The organism is Vampirovibrio chlorellavorus (assembly GCF_003149375.1).
Classification (GTDB): domain Bacteria; phylum Cyanobacteriota; class Vampirovibrionia; order Vampirovibrionales; family Vampirovibrionaceae; genus Vampirovibrio; species Vampirovibrio chlorellavorus_B.
On the sequence record NZ_QFWH01000003.1, the window covers coordinates 349,278 to 363,895 of the forward strand.

The following is a 14,618-nucleotide window of genomic DNA, read 5'->3' on the forward strand; positions in this document are numbered from 1 at the left end:
GTTTTGAATAAGCGCGTTTGATCCGGGGGTGCATCTGATGAGAAGGCACCCCCCAGGATCTGTGATTCGGCGGGTCTGGCAAGCGAATGGAAGCCTTGTATTCCCCGGTGACCGAGGAGGCCGTGCTTTATTCAATCAAGCGAAATAGGAGAAAAAAACCAATGCCATTAATTGTAAACACCAACGTGGCGGCAATGAATGCCCAGCGTTACTTGACCAATAACACCAACGGGCTTGGTAAAACCATGGAGAAGCTGGCCTCCGGGTATCGCATCAACCGGGCGGGCGATGACGCCGCCGGCTTGCAGGTGTCCGAGAAATTGCGGGCCCAGATTCGGGGCTCTCAAAAGGCGCTGGATAACGTTCAGGATGGCATTAATATGCTGAACATCGCCGACGGGGCCTTGCAGACCATTACCGATGCCGTGCAGCGGATGCGGGAACTGGCCGTGCAGGCTTCCAACGATACTTACAGCACTGCCCAGCGTTCGGCCATGCAAACAGAGTACGATTCGCTGGTGTCCGGGATTACCCAGATGGCTGAAGCCGCCCAGTTCAACGACATCAACTTGCTGGATGGCACTGACGCGGCCAGCGGAATCAAGTTGCAAATTACGGCCAACCAGGGTGGTACTGCCGATGATCTGGATATCTCATCGGGCTTGCTGGACATTAATGACATTACCAGCGGCATTACCGGCGGGAGTCTGGCGGATCATACCGGAGCCCAGTCAGCCATTGCCGCCCTGGATACGGCCCTGGATGACATCAACGCGGCCCGGGGTCGACTGGGGGCTTTTACCAACCGACTGGAGTACACGGCCCAGAACCTGGCCACCAACATCGAGAACACCTCGGCCTCGGAGTCCAGAGTCCGAAATGTGGATGTGGCCTCTGAGAGTTCCAACCTGGCTCGAAACCAGATACTTCAGCAGGCGGCTTCGGCCATGTTGGCCCAGGCTAATCAGAGTCCGCAGATTGCTTTGAGCTTGTTAAGGTAAATTTCGTAACGGACACCGTGGTCGTTTCATCTGGGATCAAAGGCTCCGGGCATTGCTCGGGGCCTTTGTGCAATTGGGCCGGACGCTGGGATACCCGGCTCCGTTTGATGGTCTGCATCGTTCGCAGGACTTCCCGTGTGAGGTGGGTCCTCCAAATGGTGCGGGACGCTTGTTGGTTCTGTTTCTGGGAAGTTCTATGAATCCGGGGTTTCCGCCGTTGATTCCCCCATTCGCAGGAGTCCGTGGCTCCGTCGGGTGGAGGAGTTTTGGAGTGGTCTCTCAAGTTTCTGGTTTAGTCTGTCGAAAGCAGATTTGTAGACGATAATCCAGTGTTTGAGTGAGACACTGGCTTGGATATCTACCCACCAGGAGGAAAGGTACAAAACCAACCGGGAAATTGGCGTTCAGGCAATGGATTTGCCCGGGACGCAGCGCAACTGGGAAGAGCCGCTTTCCTTGCGTCAATTTCTGATGAGATAAAGAGGAGTTTATTGAATCCATGCCTTTAGTGATCAATACCAACGTTTCTTCTCTGAATGCCCAGCGCTATTTAAGCAACAATACCAGCGCCCTCGGTAAAACCATGGAAAAGCTGTCCTCCGGGTATCGCATTAACCGGGCGGGCGATGACGCCGCCGGCTTGCAGGTATCCGAAAAATTGCGGGCCCAGATCCGGGGTTCTCAGAAAGCACTCGATAACGTTCAGGATGGCTTGAACATGCTGAACATCGCCGATGGAACCTATCAGGCCATTACCGATTCTCTTCAGCGGATGCGGGAACTGGCCGTGCAGGCGGCCAACGACACCTACAGTTCCGCCCAGCGATCGGCCTTGCAGATTGAGTATAATTCTCTGGCGTCCGGGATCACCCAGATGGCCCAGGCGGCTCAGTTCAACGGCATTAATTTACTGGACGGCACTGACGCGGCCAGTGGCATCAATTTGCAAATTACCGCCAATCAGGGTAGCAATGCCGACCAGCTGGATATCAGCAGCGCCTTGGCCGATATGACCTCCGCCACGCTAACCACCGCTGGGGATTTGAGTAGTCACAGTGCCGCCCAAAGCGCCATTGCCACACTGGATGCGGCGCTGGATACGGTTAACGCCGCCCGTGGAAAGTTGGGCGCTTTTGTCAATCGGCTGGAGTACACGGCCCAAAATCTGGCCACCAACGTGGAAAACACCTCGGCTTCCGAATCGAGGGTGCGCAACGTGGACGTGGCCGCCGAAAGCGCCACCCTGGCCCGAAACCAGATCCTGCAACAGGCCTCCCAAGCCATGTTGGCCCAGGCCAATCAGGCCCCGCAGCTGGCCTTGCAGTTGCTGCGCGGATAGTTCACTCACCCCGAAAGAGCATGACCACGGGAACGGCTTCCCAACGTCACCCTCCACAACTCCCTCTTAATTCTTTCCTTGAATCCTTCACTCCTTCTCAAGGCCTGGCACGATGCCGGGTCTTGAGATTTTTTACATCAGGGCGTTTACAGCACGGAAAGGAGGGAAGGCAGGCGTTACTCGTTTGAATGCCGGAAAAATGCGCGCTGCGGTTTAAGCGCTAAAAAAGTGGAACATCCCCATGGGCACTGTAGTTTCCCTCACTTTCAATGGATGGTGTGCGTTTTGCATGTCCTCTGAACGCAGTAGTTTTTGCAAAACAATTCAAGAATTTAATGTAGATTGCCGACTCTATATTTGGATACAGTTTCAGGCTGCCTGAGCGCCTGTTCGGTATCAAGGTCAGCAATGCTCAGTTAATGAATCACACGGGTCACACGCAATCACACGAATGACACTAACAAAAACCCGGCGTCCGGAATAAGGGATTGATTCCGGGGCGCGACGCGCAGTGCCGTTGAATGCGGTGGACGCGCGACGGTTTTTGCCTGTTTGACCAATCAAAGGAGTGCTTATGCCTTTAGTTGTGAATACCAACGTTTCATCCATTAATGCCCAGCGCTATCTAACCAATAACACAGCGGCCCTCGGGAAAACCATGGAAAAGCTGGCCTCCGGGTATCGCATTAACCGGGCGGGCGATGACGCCGCCGGCTTGCAGGTATCCGAAAAATTACGGGCCCAGATCCGGGGTTCCCAAAAGGCGCTGGATAACGTTCAGGATGGTATCAACCTGTTGAACATCGCCGATGGGGCGTATCAGTCCATTACCGATGCCGTACAGCGGATGCGGGAACTGGCCGTGCAGGCGGCCAACGATACCTACAGTTCCGCCCAGCGTTCCGCCATGCAGATTGAGTATGACTCGCTGGCTTCCGGGATTATCCAGATGGCTGAGGCCGCTCAGTTCAACGGGATTAACTTGCTGGACGGCACCGATACCACCAGCGGTATCAACTTGCAAATTACGGCCAATCAGGGGGGCAATGCCGATGATCTGGACGTCTCCAGCGCTCTGATTGACGTGACCGGAATTGCCAGTACCATTTCCGGCGGTTTGTTAAGTGGACATAGCGCGGCTCAAAGCGCCATTGCCTTGCTGGACACGGCTATTGACGACTTGAACGCGGCCCGGGGCCAATTGGGCGCTTACACCAATCGACTGGAATACACGGCGCAAAACCTGGCCACCAACGTGGAAAACACCTCGGCTTCCGAATCGAGGGTGCGCAACGTGGATGTGGCGGCGGAAAGCGCTAGTCTGGCCCGAAACCAGATCTTGCAACAGGCCTCGCAAGCCATGTTGGCGCAGGCCAATCAGGCTCCGCAGCTGGCCCTGCAGTTGCTGCGAGGCTAACTCCCGACTCTTTCATATAAACTCACTAAAGGACCGAGGATTCCGCCGGAACGGCTTCTGGCGAACACTCACTCCTCGACTGGAAGACCTGGCTTTGGCCAGGTCTTTTTTTTTAGAAACCGTCAACAGGTTGGATGGTTTTGGGGCAATGGAGCGGTCGCTCCTTTCGATGAAGGAGTGGAAAATTCAAGGGGGTTGACTTTGCTGAAAAGCGCTCAGGGATTTTGTTTTAGTTTGCTTTTTCGCTTTCTGAAGGAAGGCTTTTCTCCCCCGTTCAGGGGAGATTTTTAGATTTGTTTAAAGTATTTGGTGTACGTCACCGATAGGACAGACAAGCGTGAATATCCATCTTGAACAGGAGATGACAATTTGCGTGGGTTAGCAACCCGTTCTCAATCACACCAAATCAATCACACGAAATAAATCACACGAAATAAATCACACTGGCTTTTCTCCCTGAAAAGGATGATTTGGGGAGGGGCGCGTTGCTTGCCTCAATTCGGCAAGTAACGTCAATTGATAAGAAGAGGAGTCACTTCGATGCCTTTAGTTGTGAATACCAACGTATCATCGATCAATGCCCAGCGCTATCTAACCAACAACACGGCGGCTCTGGGAAAAACCATGGAAAAGCTGGCCTCCGGGTATCGCATTAACCGGGCGGGCGATGACGCCGCCGGCTTGCAGGTGTCCGAGAAATTACGGGCTCAGATTCGCGGTTCCCAGAAAGCCTTGGACAACGTTCAGGATGGCATCAACATGCTGAACATCGCCGATGGGGCCTACCAGTCCATTACCGACGCCGTGCAGCGGATGCGGGAACTGGCGGTGCAGGCGGCCAACGATACCTACAGTTCCGCCCAGCGTTCCGCCATGCAGATCGAGTATGACTCGCTGGCTTCCGGGATCAGTCAGATGGCCCAAGCAGCCCAGTTCAACGGGATTCACTTGCTGGATGCCAGTACGCCCGCCAACCTGAATTTGCAAATTACGGCCAATCAGGGGGGCAACGCCGATGATCTGGATGTGGTGAGCGCCCTGATTGACATTACCAGTGTGGCTCTGGATGGCTCCATGCTCTCCCACGCCAGCGCCCAAACCGCCATTCAGACACTGGATTCGGCTCTGGATTCCATCAATGCGGCCCGAGGTCGTCTGGGCGCCTTTACCAACCGACTGGAGTACACGGCCCAGAACCTGGCCACCAACGTGGAAAACACTTCGGCCTCCGAATCGAGGGTGCGCAATGTGGACGTGGCGGCGGAAAGCGCCAGTCTGGCCCGAAACCAGATCCTGCAACAGGCGTCTCAGGCCATGTTGGCTCAGGCCAATCAGGCCCCGCAGCTGGCCTTGCAGTTGCTGCGAGGGTAGCGTCAAACTATCGACTCAGGTCGGTCATACAAGCTCAGAGGACCCGGTTTCGGCCGGGTCTTTCTGCTTTGGGAGGGGCACTCATTGTTTGGGTCTACGCCATTGGGAGGACTGCCCACGCCTGGATCTCCTCTGGACAGTGTTCTTGAAGACAGTCTTGCGTTTAGGGTAAAAAGCCTTCAGCAAGGCCCAGGTGGCGGGATTGTGTTTTTAGCGATCCCTTCCTGTCTACTCCATAAAGGTGAGATTGGTGAGGGGCTTTAAAGTTTTTGGACTAGGCCTCCGATAGGAGAAACAGAACTCAAACTGGGCTTTTTAACGGAGTACGGTCTGGGTTCTGCGTATTACAGTGACACCCAAATATTCACACACGAACTTGGGATTTTTATTGAAACCTGTGCCCAGGCCATGGATGGGGTTCCGGGCAAGGCGAAGCCTGCTGTGTTATGGCTGGCTTTGGTGAGTGTATAAAAAAAGAGGAGTTACTTCGATGCCTTTAGTCGTGAATACCAACGTTTCATCACTGAACGCCCAGCGCTACCTGAGCAACAACACCACCGCACTCGGTAAAACCATGGAGAAGCTGGCCTCCGGGTATCGCATCAACAGGGCGGGCGATGACGCCGCCGGTCTGCAGGTGTCCGAGAAATTGCGGGCCCAGATTCGGGGTTCTCAAAAAGCACTGGACAACGTTCAGGATGGCATTAACATGCTGAACATCGCCGATGGAACCTATCAGGCCATTACCGATGCCGTGCAGCGGATGCGGGAACTGGCCGTGCAGGCGGCCAACGATACCTACAGCACTGCTCAGCGTTCCGCCATGCAGATTGAGTTCAACTCCCTGGCTTCCGGGATCACCCAGATGGCGCAGGCGGCTCAGTTCAACGGCATTCACCTGCTGGATGCCAGCAGCCCGACGACTCTGGTCTTGCAGATTACGGCCAATCAGGGGGGAGACGCCGATTCCCTTGATATTACGAGCGCTCTGGTGGATGTAACGGCCAGCACGCTGGGGATTGCCTCCGCCACTCTGGATAATCACAGCGCCGCTCAGAGCGCCATTGCCCTGCTGGATTCGGCCATTGATGATTTGAACGCGGCCCGTGGAAAACTGGGGGCCTTTACCAACCGACTGGAGTACACGGCCCAGAACCTGGCCACCAACGTGGAAAATACCTCGGCTTCCGAATCGAGGGTGCGCAACGTGGACGTGGCTATGGAGAGCGCCAGTCTGGCTCGAAACCAGATACTCCAGCAGGCGTCCCAGGCCATGTTGGCCCAGGCCAATCAGGCCCCGCAGCTGGCCCTGCAATTACTGCGAGGCTAGGCCGTCGGTTCCGGGTAAGCACGACTCGAACCCTACAGGCAGACGATCCGGTCACAAGCCGGGTCGTTTGTCTTTGGGGAGGCGGAGACTGGGTGCATCGGGGCGAGAGCAGTCAAGGACAAGGTGAGGGCGCCTCATCCTTGATAAATTAATCGCCAATCTAATCGACAATGGGAGTGGGTTTGTTGTTTTGCGAGGTGCGGGGATGCTTTTGTTGCTCGGTCTGAATATGCTGGATCAGGTTCATCAGTTCCGGCATACATTTGTCGCCTTGCAGTTTTTTGACAGCCTCCTTGAAACTGGCTTCAAAGGCATCCGCATCGGTTTTGCTGTTGGGCTCCTTGCTCTTTTGCAGGTTGGCGTCCAGCAATTGCACCGATTGATCGTAGTGGGTTTTGCAATCGGCCAGGGCCGGTTGATGAAGCAAAAACACGCAGAAAAGCAGGCCAAGTCCGATACTCAGCAACTCGGGACGGGAATTCATGGGGGAAGGCAACATGTAAAAAACCAGCATCAGGGAAAAACTACTGCCCATCATAGCATAGCCTGTCCTGATACTTGGCCGGGTCTGGCAACACTTCCGGCGTTACGCCGCGGGTGGCTTCAATGAATCGAATCACCGGAACCTGAGTGGCTGGATTGTGTATCCGCACATATTTTGCCCCGCGTTCAATGGCCATGGCCAGACTGGCCGCCGTCAGGGCATCTCTTTCTATCGGGAGGATGGTTTGCTGGCCCAGAGTCAGAAAGGATTTGCGGGAAGTTCCGGCCAGGATGGGCAAGCCCAGCGTTTTCAGCGTGTCCAGTTGATGGAGCAGAGTCAGGTTATGGGTCAGCGTTTTGCCAAAGCCAAAGCCGGGATCCAGAATGATGTTGTGTCTGGAAATGCCCGCCTGCTGTGCCCGGTCAATCTGCCGTTCAAAAAACTGAAGGACTGCCTGAAGTACCCCGTGTGGGTAGCATGGGTTGTGTTGCATGGTTTCCGGGGTTCCCTGGCTGTGCATCAGCACCACCGGGCATCCAGCCTGCCCACAGACCTCGGCCATGGCCGGATCGTACTGAAAGCCGGACACGTCGTTTACCATCTGGGCGCCTGCCTTTAAGGCCTGTTCGGCCACCATGGCCTTGCGGGTATCGATACTGATACAGGCACGGGGGAAAGCCTCCAGAATGGCCCGGATGGCTGGCAGTACCCGGTCTGATTCCGCTTGGGGGGAGATGGTGGTGGCGTTGGGGCGGGTGGATTCCCCGCCAATATCCAGAATGTCCGCCCCGGCCTGCAGGGCCTCCTGAGCGGCCTGCACCACCTGATCCAGCGAGCGAAGGGCTCCGCCATCGGAGAAGGAGTCGGGGGTAACGTTTAAAATGGCCATAATTTGGGTGCGTGACATGCCGGTATTGTAAGTGAAGCAGGCGTCTCCATAAAATTATAATTTTAAAATATTAGAATTTACTAATAAGCTGATTGCTAGAATACACCGCCAGAACATAACGCCAAAACAGGATTTTGGGTCTGCGTTTAGTCCATAGCGCTTATAATGCCATTAGGACCAAAGGCTGGGTCTCAATGCGTGGAATACGATGCTAAACAGGTTTTTGAACGCTTTTATCGGGTCAGTGACCCTGATGGCCTTGTGGGGTATGGCAAGCCCGGCACTGGCCAGCGAAGCCCTGCGCAATGATTTGCAGCAGTGGGGGAGTGTGGGCCTGACCTTGCCGCTCACCCCCGGTAAGCGTGTGTTGTTGATGGGAGAGGCCCAACCCCGGGTGGGGAACTTGCAAGACCGGGGTACCAGTGGGGACTTTACCCAGCTGATTCTGCGTACCGCCGTGGGCTGGCAGTTGAGTCAACGGGTTTCAGTGTGGCAAGGCTACGCCTGGGCCCCCGTGTTTGAACCCATCAACGTGAATGAGCATCGGTTGCATCAACAGGTCAACATTCAAGGGAAAATTCGTCGTCTGCAACTCACCAATCGCACCCGGCTGGAAGAACGGTGGATTGAGAACAATGATGGGCGAGTCTCCATCCGGCTACGGCACATGGTTCGGGGGATGTATCCACTGGATGCCAAAGAGCGCTGGTTTCTGGTGGTGTCCGATGAGGCGTTTGTGACCCTGAAAGGGGTGAGCAACGGCCCGGCCGCTGGTTTTGATCAAAACCGCTTATTTGTGGGGGTGAGCCGAAAACTGAGCCCGTCAGTCAATGCGGAGCTGGGCTACCTGAACCAGTTTAACTACAGTCGGGACCCGGTACCGGATCGCATGAACCATGCCATCCTGCTCGGTCTCAATGTGCAAGTGCGCTAAAACTTTTTTGTCATTTTGTTTTGCCATCAACTAAGGCAAGGCTGCCTTCACCGCACGTTTGTAAAACTGCGCTCCGCTCAAACAGACTATGGAATTGCTTCTGGCAAGATTTGCCATGCCCTCTGTTTAACTCGCTGTACTCAAGCAGTTACAAACGCGCTGTGAAGGCAGCCTTGCTTTAGTCAATGCGTTGTAGTGCGTAACTAGCCGTGCTTGCCGCTCATGACCGGGCCGCCTTTGCTGCCAGCCACCCGCATCATGGAGTCGATGCAGTGACGGGCCTTTTCAGCCACTTCTTCGGGGATGGTAATTTCTTCATTTTGACCCATCAGGGACTTGTAGATATTTTCCAGTCGGGTCAGTTTCATATTGGGGCACACGGCGGAAGCTCGGGTGGGGGTAAAAAAGAGTTTGTCCGGGCAATCCTGAGACAGGCGCTGGCTAACACCGTCTTCGGTACACACAATAAAAGTGCGGGCCTTGCTTTCCTTGGCCCGTTTGACGATGGCGGTGGTGCTGCCAATAAAATCGGCCATGTCTTTCATGGGTTGGTCGCATTCCGGGTGTACCAGAATTTCAGCGTCCGGGTACTCTTTTTTCAGCTTGATCACGTCTTCAGGGTTCATGCGCAAGTGGGTGGGGCAGAAGCCTTCCCAGCAAATCAGCTCCACCTGTGGGAGTTGCGACTGCACATAAGCGCCCAGGTGCTTGTCCGGCACGAATAAAATCCGGTTACTGCCGGTTTCTTTGGCGGCAAAGGCCACCACTTCCACGGCATTGGCGCTGGTGCAGCAGTAGTCGGCCTCGGCTTTGACATCGGCGGCGGTGTTGACATAGGCCACCACCGGTAACCCGGGATGCTCCGCCTTGAATTGCACCAGTTCCTCCCGGGTGATCATATCGGCCATGGGGCAGCCAGCGTTGGGATTGGCCAGATACACGGTCTTGGCCGGGCTGAGTAGCTTGGCGGTTTCCGCCATAAAATGAACGCCGCAGAATACGATGACGTCCGCGTCGGTGGAGGCGGCCAACTGGCTGAGTCCCAGAGAGTCTCCGTGATAATCGGCCACGTCCTGCACTTCGATCCGCTCGTACAGGTGAGCCAGAATGATGGCGTTGCGCTCTTTTTTGAGTGCTTTGATATCGCGAATCAGTTGTTGCTTTCGTTCGGCCGGAGACAGCAAGTTGGCCGAAGGGCTCACGGAGGATGGGGCTGTACTCATGGGAGGGGGTCTCTTTTCGATGGACAACGGCAATTTTCGAACTTGAAACAGGAGGCAGCGCTTTTGCTTTTTGGGTGTTTTTGTTTTTTCTTTCCTACCTATATATGTAGGGATAAAAAAACAGGCAACCGCAGCAAACAATCTGTATTATGCGTTGGGGCTAGTCTAGCTCAGACGTCTCCTCCTGTAAAATGTTCGGGGTATTAAGGGCTTGATGCGCTTTGATTGTTTTATTTTATTTAAATTATTATTTGTTTGAAAAGTTGAAAAACATTGGTTTGACAGGCTTTTTTGAGCTTTGAAATGGGAACAGTATTGCCCTTACAAAACCTACAGGATTTCAAATTAAGAAAACCCAAAAGGGCATCTCTCATCAGTGTTTTGATACTCTGAAGCCCAAAGTCGATCATCGCTTTCCTCTCATGAAAGAGTAAAAAACTAGGCTATTCGGGGGAATTTTGTGTTGCACATCCTGTGACTACTGATATAATCTTCGTAGTCACAAATTGAAAGGAGGTGTAAACAATGAATAAAGAAGAATTAGTACAAGAGGTATCCAAGAAGACCAAGACTTCCCAGAAGCAAGTCGCTGAGATTCTTACCCACACCATCGCTACTATCGAAAAGACCGTTGCGAAAGGTAAGAAGGTGACCTTGGTTGGCTTCGGTACGTTCGAGCCTCGCAAACGCGCTGCCCGCACTGGCCGTAACCCTCAAACCGGCAAAGAGCTGAAAATCGCCGCTAAGACGGTTCCCGCTTTTTCCGCTGGCAAAAAATTCAAGGAACTCGTCGCCAAGAAGTAGTGGGGCCGAGAACCAGAATTTCCAAGAAGCCCAGAGAAGTAATTTTCTGGGCTTCTTGACGTCCTGTGCGCTTCTTGCCCGATTCTTGCCACGGCGCTTTATCTTTCTCTGAGGGTGCGGGTACTTTTTTGCTACACTGGTTCACGAGGTCTTCCTCAATAGCCTGAGCGCTTTAAAAAAGGGGCACGTTGCAGCGGCAAGCCCAGCATCGGCAGCCTCACCGCTTAATCCCCTGTGTCACATGCCTTTTGAATGATGGGATCGCTATGACCATTGCTTTTTTTCTGGATCGGGATGGTACCTTGAATGTGGAAAAGGGTTACATCCGAAATGTTCAGGACTTGGAACTGATCCCGGGAGTTGCCCAGGCCATTCGCTGCTTGAACGAGGCCGGAGTGCTGGCTATTTTGACCACCAATCAGACCGGGGCCGCCCGGGGATTCTACGATTTGACTCATATCCACGCCCTCAATGACCGGCTTCAGGAGCTGTTAAAACAGGAGGCGGACGCCCATCTGGATGCCGTGTATTACTGTCCCCATCTGGAGAAAGGCATTGTGCCGGAGTTCGCCGTGGATTGCCAGTGCCGCAAGCCGGAGCCGGGCATGATTCAGCAGGCCCTGACCCGTTTCCCGGAGATTGATTTGTCTCGCTCCTACGTGTTGGGGGACAAGGCCAGTGATGTGGCCTTTGGCAAACGGGCAGGCTGCAAAAGCGTCTTGCTGAAAACGGGATACGGTCAGCGGGTGCTGGCAGGGAAATATCAAAGTCTGCCGGAGCCCCCCGAGTTTGTGTTTGAGGATATGCCGCAAGCGGTGTCCAGCATTCTGGGGGAACTCGGTTTGCTGAAGGCCCCTGCAAACCCTTGACCCGGGCCTGCCGCTCTCTTTGAGGCGCTCTCCGGGCTCTCGGTGGGCTGCCGGGTAGCTGATGAATAAAGCCTTTTGTGGCGGGCTGATTGTAACAGGGCGGGCCATGCCTGGAATTGCTCGGGCGCTATGTTTATTGGAAACTGAAAGTTAATCTATGATTTGATGCCCCTGAGCTGGACAATCGACTCTATTGCCTCTCTATCCCCCAGTCTACGCCTTTTTATGATAGGATTCCATCTACTATGAACGCTCGACACGCTTCCCGAGAACTTGCCCTACTGACCCTGTTCCAACTGGACAAACAGGGGGATGGTCAGTTAAACGCTGACGCGGTGGCCCAAAAATCGACCATGCAGGAGCAGGTGTTGTCCGCGGTACGGGCTTTATCGGCGGAGGCTGAGTTTCAGATCCAGTCCGCGGCCGATCAACTGGCTGAAGTGAGCCGCTATTTGCTGGATTACGAGCTGGAACATCCCACCAACCTGGAATCTCCGCTGGAAGCCGAGGTTAAGGCGGTTGAAATCCCTACCACCCGGCAGATGGTGGAAAAAATCGAGCAGTGCCTGCAAGGGGCGGAATACCTGTTTGAAGCCCTGCGTGTCCCTGAGCTGACCACCCTGATGGCCGCTGAAAGCGTTCAGGATTATGCGTTCCAGCTCATCAAGCTGGTGGCTGAGCATCGGTCCGACCTGGATGAAGTCCTGAACCAGCACATGACGGACTGGCGCATGGATCGACTGGTGCGCATGGACGCCTATATTTTGCGTCTGGCCGCTGCTGAAATGAAATTTATGGAAAAGGTGGATCTCAGCGTGACCATCAACGAGGCCGTGGACTTGGCCAAGCAGTTTTCCACCGAGGAAAGCTACCGTCTGATTCACGGGATCTTGGCCTCCCTTGCGGAAAAAGTATCCGTGGAAACCGACAAGCCCCTGCGGGGCAGCCTTCGGGAGCAAAGCATTTCCTCCTAGCTGAAAGGGACGGCCCATGTTCAACTGGTTCGGTAAAAAAACGACGGACGCCGCCACTGGAACCGAGACGCTGCCCCCACCGGCGGATGAATCCGCTCTGGGCAGTTTACGCAACGCCGTAGCCCTGACCGGAAAGTCCATAGTGGGCAAGATCTTTGGTCTGTTGAAAGAGTCCGAGATCGATCAGGACACCATTGACGAAATCGAGGAAATTCTCATCCGGGCCGACGTGGGGCTGGAGACGGCCACCCGCATCAGCGAGCGGATTCGTCAGCGCAAGGATGAACTGGGCATCTCAGAGCAGATGATGACCTTTCTGCGGCAGGAGTTTCTGGATATTCTCACCCCGTTTCAGCAGGCCAACCAGTTGCGCTTTGAACCCGGAAAAATGAACGTTTATCTGGTGGTGGGGGTCAACGGGGCCGGAAAAACCACGTTTATCGGCAAGCTGGCCAACCGCTTCATTCAGCAGGGTAAAACCGTGGTCATTGGGGCGGGCGATACCTTCCGGGCCGCCGCTGAAGAACAGCTGGAAGTGTGGGCCCAGCGGGCCGGGGCTACCTTTGTGGGGGCGGGCAACGCCAAAGACCCGGCGGCGGTAATTTACGAGGCCCTCAAGCAGGCCCGGGAAGCGCAAGCCGATGTGGTGTTACTGGATACGGCCGGGCGCTTGCAGAACAAGTTTAACCTGATGGAAGAGCTGCGCAAGATACGGAAGGTCATTGATCAGGGCATGCCCGAGGGCGCTATCCTGGAGTCCTTGCTGGTACTGGATGCCACCACCGGTCAAAACGCCCTGAAGCAGGCCAGCGTGTTCAAGGAAACCGTGGATCTGTCCGGGGTGGTACTAACCAAGCTGGATGGATCGGCCAAGGGCGGGGTGATTCTGACCATTGCCCAGGAGTACCGGTTGCCGGTGAAGATGGTGGGCGTGGGCGAGGGCATTGCGGATCTCAAGGACTTTAGCGCCACCGAGTTTATTGACGCCCTGTTTGAGAAGTAAGCGGGTCTGCTAGTTCCAGCTGAACCAGGGGGCCACTCCCGCGGGTAGGGCGCTGTAGGTATCCACGTTGTTCTGGGTGTTGGTCAATGCGTTTCCGACATCTGGAACGCGGCCTTTGTAGCAAATGGTGAATTGTATGGCTTTGCCCGGGTCGTTGGTGGTGTTTACGTAGAGACCATCCGGGGCATAGTAAAACTGGATGCCGTTGTTCAGGTTGGTTCCATTAAACCGTCGATCCTGATGGTACATAAGCACGCCGCCGGCGTGGAGCCGCAAACATACGTTATTGCTGGTGCAGTCCACATTGACGCTGTAGCCGTAGATGTAGTCTATGGGGCTGGAGGTGGTGGAAAGATAGTTCATGTAAGGGGTCAGGTCCCTCATGGTGGTGTTGGTGGTTAAATTGCCGGCTAGTTTATGCTGGTCATAAGCGGCGCTGACCATGGCGGCCACCTCTTTGGCAGCGGCGTTGTAGCTGTTATTCTGCTGGGTGACGAGAATTTTGGGGATGGTAAAGGTGGCAATCAAGGCCAGAATGGATAGCGAAATGAGTAGTTCGGCCAGTGTAAAATCCGGGGTGCGTCTACAGCGTTTAATCCTTTGAAGGAGCGTTCGCAAGTAGTGTCTCCCAAATAGGCTGGTTTATCGCGGGAGTTAGTATATGAATCGACCAAGCTGAGTATAACTTGAGGGGTAAAATTTCGGGTTTTCAAAAATGGTTAGTCTAGCCCCCTTCGCAAAACTAACGCAGTAGAATGCAAATAATGGCGACTGAAGTGAACGCTTGGTAGATTTCGGGATAAAATTCCCAGCGGGTAACGAGCCGCCGAAAGCCATCCAGCCAAGCAAAACCCCGTTCCACTTTCCATCTGCTTTTAAAAATGGCTTTGGCGGATTCGGTTAATTTTCGTCTTTTTTTGCCGCTGGGTGCTTTTTTTCGGGGAATAGCGCTTTGAATATGCCCTTGTCGCAACGCTTTT

The 14,618-nt window shown here is 54.4% G+C and carries 15 protein-coding genes; 10 read left to right on the forward strand and 5 right to left on the reverse strand.

Annotated elements, in window-relative coordinates:
- Nucleotides 1-161 precede the first annotated feature (161 nt).
- The 5 genes from DF283_RS06090 to DF283_RS06110 all read left to right on the forward strand — a co-directional run bounded on the left by DF283_RS06090 (nt 162) and on the right by DF283_RS06110 (nt 6,458).
- A complete protein-coding gene (locus DF283_RS06090) occupies nt 162-1,001 on the forward strand; it encodes a flagellin N-terminal helical domain-containing protein (RefSeq protein ID WP_303673840.1) in 840 nt (279 codons plus the stop codon).
- Nucleotides 1,002-1,500: 499 nt separating this feature from the next.
- Nucleotides 1,501-2,340 carry a flagellin N-terminal helical domain-containing protein gene (locus DF283_RS06095; RefSeq protein ID WP_303673841.1) on the forward strand — a complete coding sequence of 280 codons (840 nt, stop codon included), beginning with the start codon at nt 1,501-1,503 and terminating at the stop codon, nt 2,338-2,340.
- A 574-nt stretch (nt 2,341-2,914) separates the two neighbouring features.
- Nucleotides 2,915-3,757: a flagellin N-terminal helical domain-containing protein gene (locus DF283_RS06100; protein WP_303673842.1), complete on the forward strand. Its 843-nt coding sequence runs from the start codon at nt 2,915-2,917 to the stop codon at nt 3,755-3,757.
- Nucleotides 3,758-4,297: 540 nt separating this feature from the next.
- Nucleotides 4,298-5,128: a flagellin N-terminal helical domain-containing protein gene (locus DF283_RS06105; protein ID WP_303673843.1), complete on the forward strand. Its 831-nt coding sequence runs from the start codon at nt 4,298-4,300 to the stop codon at nt 5,126-5,128.
- A gap of 490 nt (nt 5,129-5,618) precedes the next feature.
- Complete coding sequence (locus DF283_RS06110) at nt 5,619-6,458, forward strand: flagellin N-terminal helical domain-containing protein (RefSeq protein WP_303673844.1); 840 nt, start codon at nt 5,619-5,621, stop codon at nt 6,456-6,458.
- A gap of 160 nt (nt 6,459-6,618) precedes the next feature.
- Here DF283_RS06110 and DF283_RS06115 read toward each other — a convergent pair whose 3' ends face one another.
- Both DF283_RS06115 and folP read right to left on the reverse strand, forming a co-directional pair.
- Nucleotides 6,619-6,996: a hypothetical protein gene (locus tag DF283_RS06115; RefSeq protein WP_303673845.1), complete on the reverse strand. Its 378-nt coding sequence runs from the start codon at nt 6,994-6,996 to the stop codon at nt 6,619-6,621.
- Nucleotides 6,983-7,849 (reverse strand): dihydropteroate synthase, encoded by an 867-nt coding sequence (folP, locus tag DF283_RS06120; RefSeq protein WP_303673846.1) that lies wholly within the window; start codon nt 7,847-7,849, stop codon nt 6,983-6,985. The genes DF283_RS06115 and folP overlap by 14 nt, the downstream gene beginning before the upstream one ends.
- A 190-nt stretch (nt 7,850-8,039) precedes the next feature.
- On the opposite strand from folP, the gene DF283_RS06125 reads away from it, so the two are divergent.
- Complete coding sequence (locus tag DF283_RS06125; protein ID WP_303673847.1) at nt 8,040-8,765, forward strand: DUF2490 domain-containing protein; 726 nt, start codon at nt 8,040-8,042, stop codon at nt 8,763-8,765.
- A gap of 203 nt (nt 8,766-8,968) precedes the next feature.
- Here DF283_RS06125 and nadA read toward each other — a convergent pair whose 3' ends face one another.
- Nucleotides 8,969-9,988 (reverse strand): quinolinate synthase NadA, encoded by a 1,020-nt coding sequence (nadA, locus tag DF283_RS06130; RefSeq protein ID WP_303673848.1) that lies wholly within the window; start codon nt 9,986-9,988, stop codon nt 8,969-8,971.
- Nucleotides 9,989-10,513: 525 nt separating this feature from the next.
- Between nadA and DF283_RS06135 the strand changes: the two genes are divergently transcribed.
- From DF283_RS06135 to ftsY, 4 genes are all read left to right on the forward strand, one after another.
- The gene (locus tag DF283_RS06135; protein ID WP_303673849.1) at nt 10,514-10,792 is read left to right on the forward strand and encodes an HU family DNA-binding protein; all 279 of its coding nucleotides are present in this window, start codon (nt 10,514-10,516) and stop codon (nt 10,790-10,792) included.
- Nucleotides 10,793-11,058: 266 nt separating this feature from the next.
- Entirely contained in the window at nt 11,059-11,661 is a 603-nt protein-coding gene (locus DF283_RS06140) for a D-glycero-alpha-D-manno-heptose-1,7-bisphosphate 7-phosphatase (RefSeq protein WP_303673850.1), read from the forward strand.
- A 245-nt stretch (nt 11,662-11,906) separates the two neighbouring features.
- A complete protein-coding gene (nusB, locus tag DF283_RS06145) occupies nt 11,907-12,635 on the forward strand; it encodes a transcription antitermination factor NusB (protein ID WP_303673851.1) in 729 nt (242 codons plus the stop codon).
- A gap of 16 nt (nt 12,636-12,651) precedes the next feature.
- Nucleotides 12,652-13,638 (forward strand): signal recognition particle-docking protein FtsY, encoded by a 987-nt coding sequence (gene ftsY, locus DF283_RS06150; RefSeq protein WP_303673852.1) that lies wholly within the window; start codon nt 12,652-12,654, stop codon nt 13,636-13,638.
- Nucleotides 13,639-13,647: 9 nt separating this feature from the next.
- Here the strand turns inward: ftsY and DF283_RS06155 are convergent, their stop codons facing one another.
- Nucleotides 13,648-14,256, reverse strand: coding sequence for a hypothetical protein (locus tag DF283_RS06155; RefSeq protein ID WP_303673853.1), 609 nt, complete (start codon nt 14,254-14,256; stop codon nt 13,648-13,650).
- A 124-nt stretch (nt 14,257-14,380) separates the two neighbouring features.
- Nucleotides 14,381-14,618 (reverse strand): transposase (locus tag DF283_RS06160; RefSeq protein WP_333782278.1); only part of this gene is annotated, 238 nt, incomplete at its 5' end.